Origin of the sequence: Pelosinus fermentans DSM 17108, from assembly GCF_000271485.2 — a bacterium.
GTDB classification, from domain to species: Bacteria; Bacillota; Negativicutes; order DSM-13327; family DSM-13327; genus Pelosinus; species Pelosinus fermentans.
The window spans coordinates 2,933,248-2,955,956 of sequence record NZ_AKVN02000001.1 but is presented as its reverse complement, the minus strand read 5'-3'; the positions used below and the strand labels follow the sequence as shown (position 1 = coordinate 2,955,956).

The following is a 22,709-nucleotide window of genomic DNA, read 5'->3' as shown; positions in this document are numbered from 1 at the left end:
ACTAAAAAGTTTTTACCCGGCAGCTGTTCAAAACACTTGTCATAGTTTTGTCACATTTTCATGTTATGCTTACAATTAAAATGAAATGAGGTCTCAAAGGCTTAAATATAATAACAGAGTAATAGTTGTATGTGCAACTATTACTCTGTTATTATATTACTTGAGGCTTCATGCGAAAAAAACTACAAATTATTGCATTTATGATCACTGTATTTTTTAATGTAGAAAAGAATTCACAGGAGAGTGAAACAAGTGGCACAACGTTTAGCAAATAATAAAAAAATAGTAGCTATTATTGCAATTACAGCTTTTTCGTTATTGTTTTCAGCTTATCAAGGACTTTATTCGAAAAATACAGCCAAGGGACAACATTCCGAAGATACGAAACCGCTAGTTGATGTTTTGACGATTCAGCGCAAAGATATGACTAAGACAATTGACTTAACAGGGCAAACGGTGCCTGAATCCCAAGTTGATATTGCTGCAAAATATACAGGGAAAATTACTCAGATCAATGTTCAGCTAGGACAGCATGTCACGCCGGGGCAAGTATTATTGAGTCAAGACAGCAGTGATATTGATATTTCTATAGAGGAGAATAATGCAAGTTTTCGCCAGGCGAATGCAGATGCTATTGAAAGTAACGCTGCTTTTGAGGCAAATTACCAAAAAGCACAATCGGATTATCAGCACAGTGTAACTACATATGAAAGATATAAACTTTTATATTCTCAAGGGGCTATTTCAAAAGAAGTACTTGATAATGCAGAACAGCAGCTGATTTCATCCAAATCAGTTATGGAATCCTGGTCAAAACAGCTCATGTCAGGAAGTGCAGCTTCAGTTGAATCAAAAAGAGCCAGTCGAGATAAAGCACAAAGTGTTATTGATGCATTAAAGAATCAAAAAGATGACCTTACTCTGCGAGCACCTCGATCCGGGATGATTGGTTTCCGGCAGGCAGAAGTAGGCAACATCGTATCAGCTGGTCAGATCGTTTTATCTATTGTTGATAATAGTAATATCTATATAGACTGCTCCGTATCAGAGCAAGATATCGGGCAAGTGGTTCTAGGCTTACCTACGACTATTGAGATTGAATCTTTGGGTAAGTCATTTACTGGAAAGATTATTTACATCAGCCCATCCATAGATAGTAAAACGCAAGCCTTCACCATTCGGATGATCCTTGACAAGCCTGAAGACAGTATTCGAAGCGGAATGTTTGCCCGTACCAAGATTAATACAATCCTAAGGTCACAGACCTTATTCGTGCCAAAAGAAGCTGTTTTGTCCTTAAATGGTAAAGATCGCATTTTTGTTGTGAACAGCAGCAATCAAGTGGAAGAACGCATCGTACAATTAGGTTTACGTAATGATAAGAGCATTGAAATTATCAGCGGCATGCAAGAGGGCGAGACAATTGCTGTTAGTAATTTAGCAAAACTCAAAACAGGTACTGCTATTACACCAAATAATCTTGCAGAATAGTCGAATCAGATAGGAAGTGTTATTTTGAATATTACAAAATTATCCATACAAAAACCAATTGGCATTACGATGATAATTTTATTCTTTGTTGTACTTGGTTTATATAGTCTTCAGAGTATTAGCGTTGAACTGCTGCCAGCCCTTAATACTCCTTATGTTACTGTTTCTGTTCATTATGATGGTGCAGGAACAGAAGAAATGGAGCAACAAGTTATTAAGCCCCTAGAGGATTCGCTGTCTTCCGTTGCCCATTTAAAACATATGACATCTACTGCCAGGCCAGAAAATGCTAATATTGTATTAGAATTTGATTTCACAGCAAACGCAGATATTGCCTCTATTGATGCTACAAAGCAGGTGAACTTGGTACGACGAAGTTTGCCAGATGGGGTTGATGAACCAGTTGTTGTAAAACGAGATATAAATGCTACTACGATTTTAGAAATTGCAGTGACATCCAATCAGCCTTTAGCTGAAATTTACACCAAAGCTGATTCTGTTTTTAAAGAACGTTTGCAGCGAGGGGATGGGGTTTCTGAAGTTGAATTGTATGGTGGCAGAGATAAAGAAATTTCTGTGGAGCTGGATAAAGATAAGCTTCGTTTCTACAATGTTGCAATTAACCAGATTGTAAGCAAAATAAAAAGTGAAAATACCCTGCTGCCGTCTGGCAGCGTGTTCAATGATAAGACACAAGCTGATGTACGTTTGCTTGCTCAATATAAAACCCCTGATGAAATCACCAAGTTGCAAGTAACCAATGGGGATAGCATTCCTGTACAATTGAAAGATGTTGCAACCATTCAAGAAAAAGATAAGCGAGTCAGTCGTTATAGCCGTGTAAATGGCTCAGATGCAGTTTCATTATCGGTTTATAAAAATAGTGATGCCAGTCTTGTCGATACGGTAACATCTACTCTACAGCAATTGGAAACACTGCGTACAGAATATCCGGATTATACATTTACAGTTGTTACAGATGCATCAAAATATGTTACCAATTCTTTACATAATACTTTTGGAAGCCTGATAGAAGGCTTACTTACTACGGGGCTTATACTCTATCTTTTTCTGCGTGGCTGGCGATCTACAATTGCCGTAATAATTGCCATTCCTACATCGATGATATCTACATTTTTCATCATGTATATTGCAGGGTTTTCCTTCAATATGATGTCGTTAATGGGAATGGCTCTTTGCATTGGTGTTTTAGTCGATGATTCTATTGTTGTACTCGAAAACATCCATCGTCACTTAAAAATGGGCAAAGATGCAGTCAGTGCGGCTGAAGATGGCCGTAATGAGATTGGTATGGCAGCGATTGCTATTACACTCTGTGATGTTGTTGTATTTATGCCGATCGCATTTATGACAGGAATGACGGGCCAATTTTTTCGCCAATTCGGCTTAACAATTGTTTTTGCCACTTTATTTTCTATGCTTGTATCTTTCACCCTTACCCCAATGCTTGCTTCGCGCCTTTTTAAGGGGGGATTGACCGAGCCTCGCGGTGTAGTCTGGAATTTTATGGATCGAATGGAACAAGGTGCAATTACTAGATATGAGACGGTTTTACGCTGGGGCTTACGTAATAGTAAAAAAGTCATTGCCAGTGTGCTGATTTTATTCTTTGTAACGATTTCCTTAATTCCCTTAGGGGTTATTGGTTCAGAATATATGCCCCGCACAGATGAAGGCAGTTTTCGTGTTTCAGTAGAGCTGCCTGTCGGCCAAAACATTCAGCAGTCAGATCTTGTCGTAAAAGAATTAGAAGAATATTTATCAACCATTCCTGAAGTAACAAATTATCTGTCCAGTACGGGCAGACCTTCCAGTAACAATGGTTCTCTTAGTGTGCAATTGGTTGATCGCAAAGAGCGTGACCGGACAGTTTGGCAAATTACTGATCAAGTACGAGCCTATGCAAAGCAAAATTTCCCCAACGTCATTGTAAGAGTGAATGAATCACAATCTTCCGTAGCTGGAGTTTCAGGCGGAGGAGGAGGGGGCGGGGCTCCCATACAAATACAATTACTGGGCTCTAATATGGATAATTTAGTTGCGTCTTCTTATCAAACCCAAAGCATCCTTTCGCAAATAGAGGGAATAAAAGACATCCGTAGTTCTTATACAGAGGGGATGCCTGAAATCCAAATGACGATTGATCGTGACAGATTAAATTTTTATAATAGTTCAGTAGCTGAAGTTGCCAATGTTTTTCATGCTGCAATTGCTGGACAACAGGCTGGTGTGTATGCCAATGATCCATTTAACGATGGTCAAGATACAGATATTACAGTTCGCATTAAAGGAAGTGATGGTTTTGCAATGCAGGACATTCGGTCACTGCCGATTATGGCTGGCAACCATCAAATATCCTTAGGAGACATTGCTGTTCTACGTGAAGGTACAGGGCCAGTCATGCTGCAGCGGGTAGATAAGCAGCGTTCCATAACAATACAAGCCAATATAACCGATCGCCCTTTAAATGAAGTATTGCAAGAGATTACAAAGAAACTGACCCCCAAAGATCTAGGTACCGGTATTAGCTATCGCTATACGGGCCAGGCAAATAGTATGAGTGATACCTTTGGACAAATGTTTCAAGCACTAGGCTTATCCCTTATATTAGTTTACATGTTGCTAGCTGTTCTATACGAGTCGCTTTTAACTCCATTTATTCGTATGTTTTCTCTTCCGCTAGGGATGATAGGATCGCTGTTATTCTTACTGATTACCAATAATACCATCAATCTATACTCTCTCATTGGTATATTGGTCATGGATGGTTTGGTTGCCAAAAATGGAACCTTGCTCCTGGATTATACAATAACGCTAATGGAGCGAGGCGTTGGGGCTTTTGATGCTATCATTGAAGCCGGTAAAACAAGATTAAAACCAATTTTAATGACGACCATTACCATGGTTGTTGGTATGCTGCCCACAGCATTAGCATTAACAGAAGGCTCGGAGACAAGAGTCAGTATGGCATGGGTTCTAATTGGCGGTTTATTAAGTTCAACCGTGTTTACGCTGCTTATTATTCCGATTATTTTTCTATTCTTTCAGAACCATCCTATCAATTTTATGAAGAGGCTGAGTCTTCTTTCGAATTGGATCAAACATTCAAGATCAGAAAACTAATTTCCCCTTCCGATACAATAAAAAGGAACTTATTAAAGTTCCTTTTTATTGTATAAAATATTGTTTAATCCCGTTGTAAATTCCCATAGCTACCTTTTTATTAAAATCACGATTGATAAGCAGTTTTTCTTCTTTTGGATTAGAAATAAAAGCAGCTTCTGTTAGTATGGCTGGCATGTTCGTATTCTTGAGAACATAAAAATCGCTTGGCTGAGAGCCTCGATCATACAACTTTAACTGACTCACCATATTGTCCTGAACGAAACGGGCAAGATCACTGTTACTGCCTGGGCAGAAATAGGTTGTTGTACCAGTTCCGTGTTCAGCAAATGCATCGGTGTGAATGCTGACAAACAAGTCAGCATTTGCCTGGTTGGCGATATCGACGCGAGCTTGCAGTTCGTCAATGTCTGAAGATCCGTCTATGGCAACATCCCGATCAGATGTCCGAGTCATAATGACAGTTGCTCCTCCGGCAGAAAGTAATTCACGTAAATCGCGAGCAATTGCCAGAGTAACATTTTTTTCGGCAACATTGTTAGGACCGATAGCACCAGCATCACTGCCTCCATGTCCAGGATCAACAACGATCACTTTATTCTTGAGGGGTTTTTTGTTTTGATATTCCCGAATTGCATCGATCTTCTGACTCTGGAAACCATACGCAGCAGCACTAGCTGTCATAGAGGTTAAGATCATGCCAAGTACCAGCAGAGCTATAAACGTAAGAGGCAATCGTAGCTGTCTTTTCATTTATTCATCCTTACTCATTATAGATTTTAGTCAGTTAAGTAAATTATACTCTATATTCGTTCCCTGCGGTTAACGTAATATTTCCCATTGATAAGATGCAATACAGGCGATGTATTGGCTATGGATCTGCAAGAGCATGCCTGCAATATTTTGCAGGCATGCTAAATATTGCAGAGCCATTGGTCAGGCCTGTGCTTTGATGTATAGTGATTTTGCTATAAGGATGAATTAAATCTGATTGGCATGTTTCTTGCAATTCACTTGGAAAAGTTAGAAAATTTAAATTATTATTCTAAGGAGGAACCAGTATGGAAATTATAAATTCTATGGAGCATTATGACTATGAGCAGCTTGTCTTTTGCCAGGATAAGGCATCCGGTTTGAAGGCCATTATTGCGATTCATGATACGACGCTGGGGCCAGCATTGGGCGGGACGCGAATGTGGCCCTATACCAGTGAAGAAGAAGCTGTTATCGATGCATTGCGACTAGCGCGTGGCATGACTTTTAAAAATGCAGCAGCAGGTCTTAATTTTGGTGGAGGAAAAACAGTCATTATTGGCGACCCAAGAAAAGATAAAAGTGAGGCATTGTTTAGAGCTTTCGGCCGATTTGTTGAAAGTCTCAATGGACGTTACATCACTGCGGAGGATGTAGGGATCTGTGTAGAGGATATGGACATTGTGAGCCAGGAAACCAAGCATGTTAATGGCGTAGGAGCGATAGCTGGATCCAGCGGCGACCCTTCTCCAATCACTGCTTTTGGAGTATTAAAAGGCATACAGGCCTGTGCTAAAGAGGTTTGGGGAAGTGAACAGCTGAAAGGGAAGACTGTGGCACTTCAAGGACTTGGTCATGTGGGTTATTATCTGGCTAAACATCTGCATCAAGAAGGTGCGAATCTTATTGTAGCTGATATTAATGAGCAGAATGTGGAACGTGTGGTAAAAGAATTGGGAGCGACAGCGGTAAATCCCGATGCTATCTATGGTGTAGAATGTGATATTTTTACTCCAACAGCTCTTGGAGCAATCATTAACGACCATACTATACCGCAGTTTAAGTGTCGTATTATTGCAGGTGCCGCTAATAATCAACTTGGAGAAAATCGGCATGGAGATCTACTCCACAGTAAAGGGATCTTGTATGCTCCTGATTATATTATCAATGCTGGAGGGGTAATTAATATAGCAGATGAATTGAATGGTGACTACAATAAAGAACGAGCCTTAAGAGCTGTTGAAATCATTTATCGGAATATTGAAGAAATTATTGCTATTTCAAAACGGGATAATATACCGACTTATAAGGCCGCTGATATTTTAGCTGAGCGGCGGATCGATACATTAGGAAAGGTGCGCAGTACTTTTTTATCACACGCAAGAAGATGATTCTTAAAAAACCAGGCTGGAATAAATTTTATGGAGGAAGCAAATGAATTTCATACAAGAGTATCGTACTAAATTAACTACGGCAGAAAGAGCAGTTAAAGTCATTCAGTCTGGTGATTGGGTTGATTATAATTTTACATTAGCCCAACCCGTGGCTTTAGACAAGGCGCTGGCAGCCCGAAAAAATGAACTAGTCAATGTGAAGGTAAGAGGAGGCTTTTCATTAAGGCCTTTAGAAATTGTTAATGCCGATCATGAAAGAGAACATTTCTTTTATAATAGCTGGCACTTTAGCCCCTATGAGAGAAATTTGAGTGATCGAGGTCTGTGCAACTATATACCAATGATTTATCGCAATAAACCATTATTTTATCGTAAGAGTTTAGAAGTAGATGTAGCAATGTTTTCAGTGGCCCCAATGGATAAACATGGATACTTCAATTTTTCTCTCACGAACTCTGCATCCAGGGCTATCTGTGAGAAAGCTAAAATTATTATACTAGAGGTGAATGAAAAATTACCGATTGCTTTGGGAGGGCAAGAAAATTGTATTCACATTAGTGATATTGACTACATAGTAGAAAGTAGTAATCCAGATTTACCAGTCATTCAATCTGCGGAAGCTACAGATACGGATAGGAAAATTGCTAAGTTGATTATAAAAGAAATAAATAATGCATCTACAATTCAATTGGGTGTGGGGGGGTTACCCAATGCGGTGGGTAAAATGATTGCTGAGTCTGATCTAAAAGATTTGGCTATACACACAGAAATGTTAGTGGATGCCTATCTGATAATGGCAAAAGCAGGTAAAATTACCAATCGATATAAAAACGTTGATAAAGGGAAAGGTGCTTGGGCTTTTTGCGCCGGAAGTCAAGAATTATATGATTGGGTTGATAGAAACAGCGGATTAGCCTCCTATCCAATTGACTATACGAATGATCCAAATGTAATGGCGAATATTGATAATCTTGTTACCATTAATAGTTGTGTTGAAGTTGACATTTTAGGACAAGTGACAGCTGAAACATCGGGTTCTCGTCAGATCAGCGGTACGGGCGGACAGCTTGATTTTTTGAACGGAGGTTATTTGTCCAAAGAGGGAAAAAGCTTTATTTGTTTTAATTCTACCTTCATTGACAAAAAGACTGGATTAATGAAATCGAGGATAGTTGTAGATCTGCCCACAAATGCAGTAGTAACAGACCCGCGTACACAAGCTCATTATTTTGTAACAGAGTGGGGAATGGCTAATTTGGCTGGACGATCAACTTGGGAGAGGGCAGAAAGGATTATTGAAATTGCTCATCCTAATTTTCGTGAAGAGTTAATTAAAGGTGCCGAGAAGCTAGGGATCTGGCGTAGATCCAACAAAATTAGTTAATGTATTATACGCGCGGATCGTCCCATTTAGGAGGGGAAAGGATGACATAACTAACTCCATCTACGCTTTCGTTATGCTCCTTCTTTGCCTGTCTACGGCAATATGTTCTTGTTTTACGAGAGTATATTATAAGGCAGAGAGGAAAATCGGTATGGGAAACAGGAGGAATGAATCATGCCAAAACCGGTATTTAATCAAGAAAGATGCAAAGGCTGTGGACTTTGTGTTGTAGCCTGTAGAAAGAATATCATTGTGATTAGTGATTCTCTAAACAGCAAGGGCTATCACCCAGCAACTTGTTCCGATGAATCCGCGTGTATCGGCTGCATCATGTGTGCTAAGGCTTGTCCGGATGTGGTAATTGAAATTCATAAATAGATGGGGAGTGGTGAATGTGTCTGAAACAAGACTAATGAAAGGGAATGAGGCTATCGGCGAAGCCGCCATTATTGCTGGCTGCAGATACTATTTTGGATATCCGATTACGCCACAAACCGAGTTAATGGAATATATGGCAAAGAGAATGCCGCAGATTGAAGGAGTATTCTTGCAAGCAGAAAGTGAAATTGCGGCTATTAATATGGTATATGGTGCTGCTGGCGCAGGAGCGCGTGTCATGACCTCGTCATCTAGCCCAGGTATAAGCTTGAAAGCAGAAGGTATTTCATACTGCGCCGGAGCAGAACTTCCTTGTGTGATTGTTAATATTATGCGGGGGGGCCCTGGACTTGGCAGTATTCAACCGGCTCAGGCAGATTACTTTCAGGCTACGAAAGGTGGCGGGCACGGTGATTATCGAAATATTGTTCTGGCTCCCAACTCTGTGCAGGAAATGGCAGACTTAACAATGCTTTCCTTTGAATTAGCGGATAAATATCGCAATCCGGTAATGCTGCTTGGTGATGGTGCTCTTGGACAGATGATGGAACCAGTGAACCTTGAAGAAAAACCTTTGGTTTCACAGGAGAAACCTTGGGCAGCTAATGGGCTGGGAGAACGAACGAAGCCCAACGTTATTAACTCTTTATATCTTAAGCCAGAACAACTAGAAGCACATAATATCCATCTTCAGAATAAGTATCAAAAGATAATAAAACAAGAATGCCGCTGGGAAGAATTTAGCGTAGAGGATGCGGAATTAATCGTAGTGGCTTATGGCATTACCTCCAGAATCGCTAGATCCGCTGTTGAAATGGCTAAACGAGATGGACTTAAAGTGGGACTCTTTCGACCGATAAGTCTATGGCCATTTCCTAGTGAACGATTATTAACATTGGCTAAACAGACAAGGGCTTTCTTAGTGGCAGAGCTTAGTGCCGGACAAATGATAGAAGATGTGCGTCTTGCCACAAGACAAATGAAACCAGTCCATTTTTATGGTCGCATGGGTGGTATGATGCCGAGCTCCAGAGAAATATATAATCAGGTTAACCTCATTGTGAGAGAAAAGAAGGAGGCAGTGAAATGAACTCTAAGCTTTATGCAAGACCAGAATCGTTAACTGATGCTCCTTTTCATTATTGTCCTGGATGCCAGCATGGGATTGTTCATCGAATCATTGCTGAAGTTATTGATGAATTGGGAGTCCGTAAGCAAACAATTGGCGTTGCCCCTGTAGGCTGTTCAGTTTTGGCTTATGATTATTTTAATTTTGACATAGTTCAAGCATCTCACGGGCGTGCGCCTGCGGTTGCAACAGGCGTAAAAAGAGTATGTCCAGATTCCACGGTATTTACCTACCAAGGTGATGGGGATCTTGCTTCGATTGGATGTGCTGAAGTGGTGCATGCTGCTGCCAGGGGAGAAAGGATCACGACTATTTTTATAAACAATGCCATTTATGGGATGACTGGCGGGCAAATGGCTCCTACCACATTAGTAGATCAAGTAACGACGACTTCACCTTACGGGCGCAATGTGAATCAGGTTGGAACTCCTTTATGTATTTCCGAGATGCTGTCCACGATAAAAGGCGCTCGGTTCATTGCCCGGGTTGCCGTTAATAATCCATCGAATATGGCAAAAGCAAAAGCTGCCATCAAAAAAGCATTTCAGCTGCAAAACAATGGAGAAGGCTTCTGTTTGGTAGAAGTCTTATCTACCTGTCCCACCAATTGGGGCATGACACCTGTCGAAGCGGTCAAATGGCTGGAAACAAATATGATACCTCAATATCCTTTGGGTGTATTTAAAGATGCAGGAGGAGAGTAACATGACTCACGAGATGATTCTAGCAGGGTTTGGCGGGCAAGGTGTTATGGTTATGGGGCAATTGTTGACCTACGCTGGAATGTTGGAGGGGGCGCATGTCTCCTGGATTCCTTCTTATGGTCCGGAAATGCGGGGGGGGACAGCAAACTGTTCGGTTATTATTTCCCAAGAACCAATCGGTAGCCCAATTGTCACGGAAGCTACAGCAGTAGTGGCGATGAATTTACCTTCATTCGAAAAGTTTGAGTCTTCTTTGTCTTCTGGTGGAATTCTGGTGTTAAATAGTTCTTTAATTGATCGACAAAGCAAACGGGATGATATTAGAACCTACAGTGTTCCTGCGAATGAAATTGCTAATTCCTTGGGAGATGCAAGAATGGCGAATATGGTTGCTTTAGGAGCACTCAATGCAGCTCTTGGTTATATAGTGGGGACTTCACGAATTATGGAAGCATTCAAGAAAATTTTTGCAAAGAAGCCTGGCATTGTTGCACCAAACGAGCTGGCAATATTAGCAGGGGCCAAACATGTAATTGGTTAATAAAGGGAAAGTATAGTTCCCAGATATAAAGAAGATGTGACCTTATGACTAAACAAGTACGCAATTTTTTGCATATAACAATGCATAAAATTGCGTACTTGTTTAGATTAATTTACAAATGAAACAGGAATTTATAAGTTAATATGGAAATATGCGCTATAGTAGGGTTAGTGTTATGTATCTCATTTCTGGTACTATATTATTTGTGCGGGGGAGAAAATATGAAATGTATAGATAAAATTGCCTTTCAAACTGCATGGGACTTTGGTAGCCGTCAAATGAGAGATCTTTTTAATTCAACGAGTGATGGAATGATTGTCGTCAATAAAATGGGTGTTATTATTCTTATTAACATAGCAGCAGAGAGGATACTGGGCATACCTGTACAAGATGCATACGGACAGCTTGCAAGAGACGTTATTACCGGCAGCCGTCTCGATTTTGTATTGGAGACAGGAGTTGCTGAACTGAATCAAAAGCAAATGATCGGTGAAACCTACATCGTTACGAATCGTGTTCCACTGCGGGATGAAAAGGATCAAATTGTGGGTGTGGCTGCAGTGTTTCGAGAATTTACCGAAGTGGAGCAGTTAACGGAAGAACTTACCTCCAGAAATGAAATGCAGAAATTTTTAGAAACAATTATAGATGTTACTCAGGATGCCATTTCAGTGGCTGATCAAGAGGGAAAGATTATTATGGTGAATCAGGCTTATACTCAAGTCATTGGGATGCCCAAGGAGGAAGTAGTTGGCAAGTTGTCTACTGTTGATATCCGAGAGGGAGAGAGTATGCACTTGCAGGTGGTGAAGACTTTAGATGCGGTACGTGGAATTCCTTTAAAGGTGGGACCAGGAAATCGAGAGGTTTTAGCAAGTGTCTCGCCGATTATTATTAAAGGTAAATTATGTGGCAGTGTGGGGGTCGTTCATGATGTTTCCGAAATAAAGCGGCTTAGTAAGGAGCTGGCCCGTACACGAATGCTGGTGAACCGATCTCAGCCACGTTATACTTTTGAAACTATGGTAGCAACGGATGCGGCTATGTCCCTTGCCGTAGAGCAATCGCGCCACGCTGCGACAACACCAGCGACAATACTATTATCCGGAGAAAGTGGAACTGGGAAAGAGGTATTTGCTCATAGCATACATTATGCCAGCCACCGAAATAATAAGCCCTTTGTTCGGGTTAATTGTGCAGCGCTGCCGGAGACTTTATTTGAGAGTGAGCTTTTTGGCTACGAAGCAGGAGCCTTCAGCGGTGCTTTACGAGGCGGGAAGAAGGGATTATTTGAAGAAGCAAACGGCGGGACTATTTTTCTGGATGAGATTGGTGAGATCCCTTTGATGGTTCAGGCAAAGCTCTTAAGAGTTTTACAAGAGCGTGAATTCACGAAAGTCGGTGGGGTAAAATCCAGGAGTATTGATGTGCGGGTAATTGCTGCTACAAATCAAAATTTGGACATTGCAGTAAAAAAAGGTTCCTTTCGCGAAGATTTGTACTATAGACTAAATGTCTTCCCTATTGTCATTCCGCCATTACGTCACAGAATGGCAGATTTACCACAATTAATTGTGCATATATTAGAAAAACTCAATCAAGAATACGGAAGGAATGTAATGGCAGTTTCCCCGGAAGCGATTGCCGTATTTCGTGAATACCTGTGGCCGGGCAACGTAAGAGAACTGGAAAATGTTCTTGGCCGAGCGTTGATAAACATGCAATTTTCAGAGACGACAATCTTAAATAGACATCTTCCACCATTCTTTCGAGAAATAAAGGCTGCTCATATTGTGGATACGCATTTTCCTCACAGTAGTTTAACCCAAATGCTGGAGGCAGTAGAACGTAAAATTATTGAAGATTGTTTAAAAAAGAACGAGGGAAATAGAACGCAGACTGCACTCCAATTAGGAATTGCGATACGTAGTTTATACTATAAAATGGAAAGGCTTAAAATTAAAAGTGAAGTTATATAGAACGTAACAAAAAATATAAAGATCAAGGGTTGCGTGATGCAGTCCTTGATCTTTATTGAAGCTGCATTAAAAGCAGTTTCTTACCATTTTTATTGATATTGCATTTCTGACAGAGGTTGATAAACATGCATGGCGGAATGCATCGTATTGGCTTGCATAGTTGATACGTGGTGCATCGCTCTTTGATGCATATGCATTAACATGTCATAAACCATATTCATACATGAGGTACAACAATTCATGACCATCTTCCGCATGGTATCATCAGAGCAAGACATGGTTGCAACGCTCAAAGACATAACGCATGCTTTAAGCGAACTTGCCATACAACATACCATATCACGCTCATCTAATCGGCTGGTATTCATATTGACTGGTTGATGCATTTGATTAATACTGGATTGCCAGTTCATAATGCGATCGGGCATGATTTGGTTAATTTCTTTGGTTTGCATATATTTGAGGATATTGTTACACATGCTCATCATATGCTCCAACTGTCTATCCATCATAGACGTCATTTGGGGTTCTCTAACTTGAGGACGGTACATACGAAATGTATTCATGCAGTTGACCAGTGTTGTTATAGCTTCGCCAACATGCACCATTTGATGAGCTTCTACCATCATGTGTCCTCGTCCCAATTCACCCATTTTTTGTGCTTGTAGTGAACGTTTCATTCCATAGTTCATAAAAAATACCTCCTTAAATTTACATCCTGTGACATTTTTCCCTATTCCAGTTTGAAATATTCTCTAATTTTTAAGAAAAGGTAAGAAATTTATAATTGAGAGTATCAGTTAGCTATCCCTTTAGAAGGGGAACAATAAAATATGGAGAATATTGGGCTGTAGGAGATATTTTTAAACGAATGATGCGTAGAATTTTAATATCAGGAGGATGAAATGAAAAGATCGAGGATCATAGTTCTTGCTTTTCTAGCTGCATTTTGTTTGAACAGCTATGTATTTGCGTCTTACTCTCCTAATCTTGAGGAAAGACCGATTGCTTTTGAGCCAGGTAAAAGCATGGGATATTTTTTATGGCAGGATAAAGAAGGGTTACACCTGAGAATCACGTCTACTGGAATCCCTCATACTTTCAGTGGAACGATTCGTACGGATGGGAGATTTGAGAATGTTTTAGGGAAATATCAGGGGGGAAATGAAGACTATTTTGAAGTTAATAAAAGTCAGAATAAAATTATATATAATTTTACGACTGCCAAAGACGAAGAGGGACTTGATTTTCAGCTTTCTTATGGGAGCTATGTGAAATTTAGTTTATCGTTAGATGGAGAATCCATTGATTCAGAACAAATTTTTATTGGCAAAGATGGATGGCATCCCGCCAGGTATGAGTTTACTCTTCGACAAGATGGCGAGCATTTAAAATACGCTGATGGTGAAAAGGTGATAATCATTGGCGGTGGTTTTTGGTGGCATAGAGGGGATGGTCACAAGTGATTGTATATTTTAAGATTTAGGGACTTTATACGCGCTATCGGCAATAGCGCGTATTTTGACTCCTCTTGTTTTAATAATAAAAATTTGGGATAATAAGAAACAGATTGGTAGGCTCCAAATACCTAATGATATAAAAGCGATTTTTATTAGTTTGAAAAGAGGACAACGAATGGACAAAGCATCCTTTTATGGATTGACATTAAATCAACTAGAAGCGTGGCTTATAGAACGTGGACAGAAGAAATCTCGTGCAGTGCAAGTATGGCAGTGGGTTTATCGGAAAAAGGTAATGCATTTCTCCGAAATGACTGATGTCAATAAAGAGTGTGTTCAATTATTAGCAGATCATTTCGTCATTGCAACATTAAAAGAACACTGTAGGCAAGAAGCAGCAGATGGAACGGTCAAGTTTTTATTTCAGTTGTTTGATGGCAATTTAATTGAAACCGTTCTAATGAGAAATAAATTTGGTTTGTCGGTTTGTGTTACAACACAAGTTGGCTGTAATATTGGGTGTAGTTTTTGTGCAAGTGGCTTATTAAAGAAAAAACGCGATTTGACCAGTGGCGAAATTGTGGAGCAAATTATGAAAGTCGAACAGTATTTAGATCAGGAGAATCAAGAAGAAAGAGTCAGTCATGTTGTAGTAATGGGAATTGGCGAACCACTTGATAATTTTGTAAATCTAATCGATTTTTTATTAATTATCAAAGAGCATAACGGTCTAGCCATTGCTGCAAGGCGGATCACCGTATCGACCAGCGGACTTGCAGATCGAATTGTTGAATTTGCCGATACCAATTTGCAGGTTAATTTAGCAATTTCTTTACATGCGCCAAATAATGAACTTCGATCGCGGATCATGAAAATAAACCGTGTTTTTTCGATAGAGCAAATAATGCAGGCTGTTGATTACTATCTGTCAAAAACCAATAGAAGGATTACGTTAGAATACATTCTCCTAAAGGATATGAATGATAGTAGTCAGCATGCTCTTGAACTTGCTGAGTTGATTGGTGATAGAAAGAAAAATGTCAATGTAAATTTGATCCCTTATAATCCAGTAGACGAGCATAGTCAATATCAAAGAAGCGAGCTGGAAGCCATGCGAACCTTTTACGATATACTGAAAAAGAATGGCATTCATTGCAGCAAGCGTCTAGAGCATGGGACCGACATTGATGCTGCTTGTGGGCAGTTAAGAAGTAAACAAATCAAAGAAGCCCGGCAAAAATAATTGTGGTTAACAAACACATTCATTAAGGGAGCCTCCTGCACCAATTCGAAAGGAATTTTTTGTAGGAGGTTTGTATTTTAGAATCCTTAAATTTGATCACATAGCCAGAGTAAATAGAGTATGATACAATCCTAGATATGATCTTTGCAGGCAGCAGATTGCTGGTACCTTAGTTCATATGAATCTTTTCTATAGATGGAGGTCGACATGGACGATCAAGAAAGACAAAAAGAAGCGATAAAACTAGAGGAAACTCTTGAGGAAATAAAAAAACAACTAGTAATAAGCGAAGACAATTGTGTAGTAAAACAATCTGAACTTAAAGAAACCCTGTTAAATTATTGGGAAAAATGTGGCAGTGATGAAGCACAATTAGTAGAAACCGCAAATCGTCAGCGGGCACTTTCATCCTTAACCCACAGCACTCCTCTTAAATTAAAAAAAATGCTAAACTCACCTTACTTCGGACGCATTGACTTTATCGAAGAGGATACTGGGATGGAACTTCAGGAAGAAAAAGTATATATTGGTCTTTCTACATTAATGGATGAAGAAACTGGAGAATTTCTCATTTATGATTGGCGGGCACCTATTTCGAGCATGTTTTATGATTATGGCTTAGGCCAAGCCGCTTATCATTGTTCAGAAGGAAATATCAATGGAAAGATCATACTAAAACGTCAATATAAAATAGCAAACGGTTGTATGCAGTATATGTTTAATGCAGATTTAAAAATCGATGATGAAGTATTGCAAGAAATATTAGGTAAAAGTGTTGATGATAAAATGCATACTATTGTTAACAGCATTCAACGTGAGCAAAACCAAATTATTCGTGATGCAAACCATAGAGCACTTTTTGTAGAGGGGCCAGCAGGCAGTGGCAAAACTTCTGTAGCCTTGCACCGTATCGCATTTTTGCTTTATCGTGACAGAAAGAGTATTAATGAGAAAAATGTTCTGATTCTTTCACCGAATCATTTATTTAGCGACTATATTTCCAATGTTTTACCGGAAATGGGAGAAGAAAATGTGCTGCAAAAAACATTTCATGATTGTGTCTTCGAGGCAATAAACCAGCTTCCCATAAAACTTGAAACCCGTACGTTTCATCTGGAAACGGTATTGTCAAATGGGAGTGACCACCAACAGACCCTGCGCGCAGAAAATATACGTTTTAAATCATCTCGCAATTTTGAGAATATCCTGCGGGAATATCTAGAATGGGTACAAACAAACTTAGTGGATGAGTATCCAGATATCGAATTTCGCGGTCAAGTGATCTTTAAAAAAGAGGAGTGGAAGCATTATTTTCTTGGCAATCTTTCCGAGATGCCAGTAAAGATCCGATTAGAAAAGATAAGAGCGGTGATCGAAGGCAGAATGCGCCCGCTGTTTCATGCTGTTCGTAAGGAAAAGGAAGCCGAAATTGTAAACCGCGCTGAAGAGGTTGACGAGAATACCATTAAAGCTCTGGCAAGAATTGCGGCCCGGGAAGAGTTCGCTTCCTTTTACGAGAAAATTGACAGATTGACTAAATTGAGTCCGCTGGCAGAATATCGAAGACTATTTAAAGGGGGCTGGCTGCTTGCCAGGTCGTCAAATAAAACTGATTTTCCTAAAGCATGGCAGTCAATTCAAAGACAAACTCTTTCTTACTTAAATAATGGTGTACTGCCATATGAAGATACTCCAGGATTTATATATTTTCAAGGTGTGCTGCAAGGTTTTCCCATAAACCGCGATATTAAACATTTGATCATTGATGAAGCCCAGGATTATACCAGAATGCAATATCAAATCCTTGTGACACTCTTTCCGAACTCTACATGGACAGTAGTAGGAGATCCTGCGCAAGCCGTGCATCCATTTTTAAATACAGCGAGCTTTACCGATATGAGTGAAATTATCGGAAATGAAAAATCAATTGCCTTCCGACTAACGCGCAGTTACCGATCGACAAAGGAAATTCAGGCTTTTTGTCAGGCGATACTTTCTGATAAAACAAAAGTAGAAGCAATCAATCGTTCAGGATCTTTACCCGCAGTGACCAAAATTGAAAATCTTCACGAGTACACCCCTGTTCTCATTCAAACCATTAAGAATATCCTTAAAGAAGGATGGCATTCAATCGGCATTATTTGTAAGAATACCTATCAAGCGAAAAAGGTTTTTTGGGAGCTGAAAGAATATATTGATTTGAATCTTGTAATTGATGAGGAGGACTCATTCCATCAAGGAATTGTTGTAATTCCATCGTATTTAGCAAAAGGATTGGAATTTGATGCAGTATTGGTCGTTAATGCTGATACAATTAACTTTAGTAGTGAAGAAGAGCGTCATATTTTATATACAATGTGTACACGTACATTGCATCGTTTAAGTCTTTTTTATTGTGGAAAACCCTCGCTTTTCTTAAGGGAGATGGATGAGAAGCTTTATGAAATCACACCAGTTTGTAAATGACAATGTATTGCTTGGCATGCAGCGTTCATAGATATAGAAAGATTCGTATAAAAGGAGGCTTTTAAATTATGGAAGAGAATAAAAACAAAGAAAATGAAATCTTTTTAGCAAGCAGCGAGCCTTCAGAGGAAAACGAACTTCCTGAAAAAAAGAAAAGTAAATGGGGTTGGTTTACGAGCTTTGGTGGATTATTGCTGCTTTTTAAAGCAGGAAAGATATGGGCGCTCATTAAAGGAGCTTTTATATTTCTTAAATTTGGGAAGTTTCTTACTACTGGTTTGTCAATGATGCTGATGATCATTACGTATACCTTTCTATATGGATGGAAATATGCCATAGGCATTGTTTTGTTGTTGTTTATTCATGAAATGGGGCATCTGACTGCTTCTAGGCGATTGGGAATTGACACGAGCCTGCCGATGTTTATCCCCTTTATCGGTGCCATCATCCAAATGAAACAAGCACCGAAGGATGCTAAGACAGAGGCGATTGTTGGTATTGCTGGTCCAATCTTCGGAGCGCTTGGTGCATTCGTCTGTCTCTTGTTTGGAGAAATCTTTAATTCCGCATTGTTGCTTGCATTAGCATATTTTGGTTTTTTATTAACAGCTTTTAATCTCATTCCGGCTCATCCCCTAGATGGTGGACGGATTGTTACTGCTATATCCCTAAAACTTTGGATAGTTGGTATCCCGGTAATGGTATTTTTCTCCCTATATTTCTTTAATCCAATTGGTATTTTGATCTCTATATTGGCCATAAAAAAAGCATGGGAAGTATGGAAAGATCGAGAGAATCCCTATTATGATACAGATAGCAGCTTCCGTTTTAAAATGGGGTTATCGTATTTTTCTTTGTTTGTTCTGTCTGCCTATTATACTTACAGTATACATGAAGTACTGAATCTATAATTCGCTCTTGCAGTGAAGTTATAACTGTAATTACGTTATTGTTACTTATTTGGTAACGAAAAAGAAAGTGGAAGAATCATTTTTTGATTTTCCACTTCTTTTATGTTGTATCATAGCTGCTTACCTTGCAGGAACATGTAGGCAATAACAAGAAAATTCAGTATAATATAGTTGAGTATAGCAAGTTTTTTCAAAAGGGGATGAGTGGGTGGCTAAATTACGTGCAGTACTATTTGAAAAACCGGCAGTGTATTGGAATGATCAAAAAATGATATTCCCTTTTGCAAAAATGGAAGCCTTGTTGTACTATCTTTTAGTTACTGGCGAAGCTACACGAGAGGGTTTGGCAGCACTGCTCTGGGGAGATATGGGAGATCATGCCGCGAAACGAAATTTACGCAATACAGTGTATCTGTTGAGAAAAATGTTTTCCGTGGATTTACTGATTACTTCATCCCGGGCAAAGATTGTATTAAACCAAAATGTAGTGTCAGCGACAGATTTGGAGCTATTGACGGCAACTGATATTGTAAAATTTTTAGAAAAAAATTCTGGTGAATTTTTAGGTGGTTTTTATTGTAAAGATGCAGCCAGTTTTGATCAATGGGTTACCGAAAAACGCGAGCAGTTTAGGATGAATAGTATAAACTATTTGACTAAATATATCATAAGACTAATAAATCAAAAAGAGTATACATCAGCCAAGAAATATTTAAAGCAATTGATTGGGATGGATGCATATAACGAAAGTGCCTATCGGGTATTGATGAAAATCTATGAAAAAGAAGACTCTTATAAAGCAGTGGAAATTTATCAAGATCTTGAGAGAAAGATGGCACAGGATTTGTCCTTGCTGCCCAGTGCTAAGACTCAGGAACTCTATAGGCGGATCAAGGACCGGAAAAGCAGCAGAACTATTGAAGAAGAGGTAGTTAGTAATCAGAGATTTTTCGGAAGGGAAAAAGAATTACTGCAATTGCGTCTATGGCTGGATGACTTTTATCAAAAGGGTCATAGCAAGCAGATGATATTGCTCCAGGGAGATCAAGGTGTTGGTAAATCAGCAATTATTGAACAACTTTTTGCAAGCATTCCAATAAAACATAATAATATTTTTCGTACTCAATGCTATCAGGCTGAATATGAATATGTGTATAAGGCATGGAACAATATTTTTTTACAGGCAATGAGCTGCTTAATGCAAGCGGATGTTCATTTGCCAGTCCTTTGGCAACAGGTAATTGCTTATGTTTTTCCAACGACGAAAATAAGTGAAACGCTGTTACAGAAAGAAATAACAGTGGATGCGTATAAATTCAGTGCAACCATGGTAGAAGAAATTATGTGTGAGGTTTTGGGTAAAGCTGCTAATTTGAAGAAAACCATACTATTGATTGAAGACATTCATTGGATGGATAAGCAAGGATGGCTGCTGCTATGGCAGGTATTGCGCATTCATGGTAAACATATAATCTGTATAGCGACCTGTCATGCGGAGTATTTACAGCAGATTGACAAAACCATGGAAGAATTTGAACGCAGCAATATGTTGGAACACTTAGAAATTGGTCGGTTCAGTGCGCAAGACGTAATGAAACTGTCTGTTTTACGGCTGCCTGGTATTAGTAAGGAGATGCAGTCCAGGCTATACGACTATACAGGCGGCAATGCGCTGTTTTTGATTGAATGTCTGAATTTAATTGCAGCTGGCAGAGATATTAGCCACGGCTCAATCCGATTGAACAGCGTATTAAAAGAACGTACTGGCAATGTTTCTGATAATGCCAGAAAAATTCTAGAGATTGCATCCGTTTTCTTTAATAATGTGAATTATGAGGTGCTGCAGGCTATTTCTAAAATCAATGAATTTGAATTGGTGGAAGTGCTAGAGGAATTACAACAAAAACAACTGCTGATGGAAGATCTGGATTCAGATAGAGGCGGATCGGCCTATACGTTTTATAATTTGCAGATTCGTAATTACGTATATAATCAAATGTCAACAATCAGGCAACGGATGTTTCATAAGCAAGCGGCATCCTATTTAGAACAGCAGCTGCAAGATGGCATGCAAAGCAAAGATGTATATGAACATATTTTATACCATTACACAAATGCCGATGAAAAGTTGAAAATGTTGGATTATACTATTAAATTATCTGAAAAATATTTTTGTCCCCAGTATGAAATGTTTCCGGAACTGAATCGTTACTACCCAACGGGATATGTTGATTTTCGGGAAAGTCGGAGTCAGATCACTACATATCTGGAGAAAATAAAGGAATTGCTGGATGTATTAGTCCATTCCAAAATAGCAGATGAACGATTGAATGCTTATAAAGTTGCTTACTGGGAAATGTCTGGCCGCTATCATATCTGGCGGGGGGAACATTTGCTGGGGTTGAAACTAATTCACCAGATGCTGCGCTTAGCTTCAATGCAAAAACTTAGAGAGTATCAAATCAAAGGGTATCAGCAAATTATTTATTGCGGTATTCAAACTCGGAGGGCATATTTGATCCAGGAATTTGCCCTCAAGTTATTGCATTTGACGGAGCATGATGAACTTCCGGATAAAAAAGCGACAGCTTTACGATTTTTAGGAATTGCCTGCGCGCTCAAAGGGCAATATCAAGAAGCGGAGAATTATTACAGGCAATCATTGGCACTCTTTAAGAAGTTGGCAACGCGCAATCGTTTTTATGCTTTTACTATTGCAGCAGCCCAAAATTATATTGGTGATTTAAGACGAGAGAGTTTCGATTATCAAGCAGCTTTACATCACTATGAACAAGCTGCTAGAATAGCTGGACATAAAAATATTAGCGAAGGAGTAGCTTTGTTTTATATTAATGCTGGTTATACAGCTTTTCAACTCAATAATTATGCAAAGTCTATTGCATATCTTACGAAGGCTTTGTCGGTGGCAGAAGGGTTTGGCGATCAAAAAGGCTATTGGTGTTTGCGTGGTTATTGTACGCTCAATTGTGTACTGGCATTGATTGCTGTCAGGCAGCATCGTCCTTATGAAGCAAGAATGTATTTTGAGCAGGCGAAGGACTTCTTGAAAAAATATAATGATCAATATCAAAATGGACTAATCTTTCGTACCCAAGCAGAGATAAAGCTGCTGATGAGAAATGACGCAAAAGTAGCAGAAGTATTTGAAGAGGATTTACCCTTGCCTGCAGTAGATTATTATCAGCAGGCCCGAAAAGTTTTTTATAAAATGGGTATGGAGGTTGAACTGAAATCTTTGGAAGACATGATGGCTGAATATAGCAGCAAAAGGTAATATACCGTTGGAATTTGACAGAACTTTCTGCTTTATGGAATCTACCCACCACCAAAAGGCGTCTGAAACAGGTTTTTCCTGTTCCAGACGCTTTACTTTACATTCTTCCCTAGAAGGATGCTGGAGAGTTTTTTCTGCTTATAACAATACACGAATCATAGCTTACTGAATAAAAATTAGAATAAGAGTGATACTAAAAGGGAAGATGGAGGTAATGGATATGACAGTTGCTTCTCAGATAAAAAAAACATTAGCCACTCTAAAAGGTAATCAAGGAACATTAAGACTATACGCGCTACAGACGAGGGATAAAGAAAGCAAATTAGTTTACAATGAGACGTTAGAGGCTACAGCGCAAATTATCAGCGATCTTGAGGAAAGAATAAAAGTTTTGGAATATCAAGAGCCACAATATAAAGGAAATTAGTCAGGAGATT

At 39.3% G+C, this 22,709-nt stretch carries 17 protein-coding genes; 15 read left to right on the top strand and 2 right to left on the bottom strand.

Features of this window, described 5'->3' with window-relative positions; genetic code table 11:
- The first annotated feature begins 252 nt into the window (after positions 1-252).
- On the top strand, positions 253-1,491 hold the full coding sequence (locus FR7_RS13640) for an efflux RND transporter periplasmic adaptor subunit (RefSeq protein WP_007935271.1): 1,239 nt from the start codon (positions 253-255) through the stop codon (positions 1,489-1,491).
- 24 nt (positions 1,492-1,515) lie between these two features.
- The gene (locus tag FR7_RS13635; protein ID WP_007935269.1) at positions 1,516-4,635 is read left to right on the top strand and encodes an efflux RND transporter permease subunit; all 3,120 of its coding nucleotides are present in this window, start codon (positions 1,516-1,518) and stop codon (positions 4,633-4,635) included.
- A 45-nt stretch (positions 4,636-4,680) separates the two neighbouring features.
- Here the strand turns inward: FR7_RS13635 and FR7_RS13630 are convergent, their stop codons facing one another.
- The gene (locus FR7_RS13630; protein ID WP_007935267.1) at positions 4,681-5,388 is read right to left on the bottom strand and encodes an N-acetylmuramoyl-L-alanine amidase family protein; all 708 of its coding nucleotides are present in this window, start codon (positions 5,386-5,388) and stop codon (positions 4,681-4,683) included.
- A gap of 308 nt (positions 5,389-5,696) precedes the next feature.
- Here FR7_RS13630 and FR7_RS13625 point away from each other — a divergent pair, with 308 nt between their 5' ends.
- From FR7_RS13625 to FR7_RS13595, 7 genes are all read left to right on the top strand, one after another.
- On the top strand, positions 5,697-6,779 hold the full coding sequence (locus FR7_RS13625) for a Glu/Leu/Phe/Val family dehydrogenase (RefSeq protein ID WP_007935266.1): 1,083 nt from the start codon (positions 5,697-5,699) through the stop codon (positions 6,777-6,779).
- Positions 6,780-6,822: 43 nt separating this feature from the next.
- On the top strand, positions 6,823-8,166 hold the full coding sequence (locus FR7_RS13620; protein ID WP_007935263.1) for an acetyl-CoA hydrolase/transferase family protein: 1,344 nt from the start codon (positions 6,823-6,825) through the stop codon (positions 8,164-8,166).
- A gap of 174 nt (positions 8,167-8,340) precedes the next feature.
- Positions 8,341-8,544, top strand: coding sequence for a 4Fe-4S binding protein (locus FR7_RS13615; protein WP_007935261.1), 204 nt, complete (start codon positions 8,341-8,343; stop codon positions 8,542-8,544).
- A gap of 16 nt (positions 8,545-8,560) precedes the next feature.
- On the top strand, positions 8,561-9,634 hold the full coding sequence (locus FR7_RS13610; protein ID WP_007935260.1) for a 3-methyl-2-oxobutanoate dehydrogenase subunit VorB: 1,074 nt from the start codon (positions 8,561-8,563) through the stop codon (positions 9,632-9,634).
- Entirely contained in the window at positions 9,631-10,377 is a 747-nt protein-coding gene (locus FR7_RS13605) for a thiamine pyrophosphate-dependent enzyme (RefSeq protein ID WP_007935258.1), read from the top strand. Before FR7_RS13610 ends, FR7_RS13605 begins: the two co-directional genes overlap by 4 nt.
- A gap of 1 nt (position 10,378) precedes the next feature.
- Positions 10,379-10,918 (top strand): 2-oxoacid:acceptor oxidoreductase family protein, encoded by a 540-nt coding sequence (locus tag FR7_RS13600; RefSeq protein ID WP_007935256.1) that lies wholly within the window; start codon positions 10,379-10,381, stop codon positions 10,916-10,918.
- Positions 10,919-11,139: 221 nt separating this feature from the next.
- Positions 11,140-12,897 (top strand): sigma-54 interaction domain-containing protein, encoded by a 1,758-nt coding sequence (locus FR7_RS13595; RefSeq protein WP_017531416.1) that lies wholly within the window; start codon positions 11,140-11,142, stop codon positions 12,895-12,897.
- Between the two features lie 89 nt (positions 12,898-12,986).
- Here FR7_RS13595 and FR7_RS13590 read toward each other — a convergent pair whose 3' ends face one another.
- Entirely contained in the window at positions 12,987-13,577 is a 591-nt protein-coding gene (locus FR7_RS13590) for a spore coat protein (protein ID WP_237715573.1), read from the bottom strand.
- Positions 13,578-13,802: 225 nt separating this feature from the next.
- Between FR7_RS13590 and FR7_RS13585 the strand changes: the two genes are divergently transcribed.
- The 6 genes from FR7_RS13585 (at position 13,803) to FR7_RS13560 (ending at position 22,699) form a co-directional block, all read left to right on the top strand.
- On the top strand, positions 13,803-14,363 hold the full coding sequence (locus tag FR7_RS13585; protein WP_007935250.1) for a hypothetical protein: 561 nt from the start codon (positions 13,803-13,805) through the stop codon (positions 14,361-14,363).
- 169 nt (positions 14,364-14,532) lie between these two features.
- Positions 14,533-15,600, top strand: a complete 1,068-nt coding sequence (rlmN, locus tag FR7_RS13580) for a dual-specificity RNA methyltransferase RlmN (RefSeq protein ID WP_007935248.1) — start codon at positions 14,533-14,535, stop codon at positions 15,598-15,600.
- 207 nt (positions 15,601-15,807) lie between these two features.
- On the top strand, positions 15,808-18,066 hold the full coding sequence (helD, locus tag FR7_RS13575; RefSeq protein WP_007935247.1) for an RNA polymerase recycling motor HelD: 2,259 nt from the start codon (positions 15,808-15,810) through the stop codon (positions 18,064-18,066).
- Positions 18,067-18,134: 68 nt separating this feature from the next.
- A complete protein-coding gene (locus FR7_RS13570; RefSeq protein WP_007935245.1) occupies positions 18,135-18,977 on the top strand; it encodes a site-2 protease family protein in 843 nt (280 codons plus the stop codon).
- 208 nt (positions 18,978-19,185) lie between these two features.
- Positions 19,186-22,272, top strand: coding sequence for an AAA family ATPase (locus FR7_RS13565; protein WP_007935244.1), 3,087 nt, complete (start codon positions 19,186-19,188; stop codon positions 22,270-22,272).
- Positions 22,273-22,492: 220 nt separating this feature from the next.
- A complete protein-coding gene (locus FR7_RS13560) occupies positions 22,493-22,699 on the top strand; it encodes a DUF1657 domain-containing protein (protein ID WP_007935243.1) in 207 nt (68 codons plus the stop codon).
- Positions 22,700-22,709 lie beyond the last annotated feature (10 nt).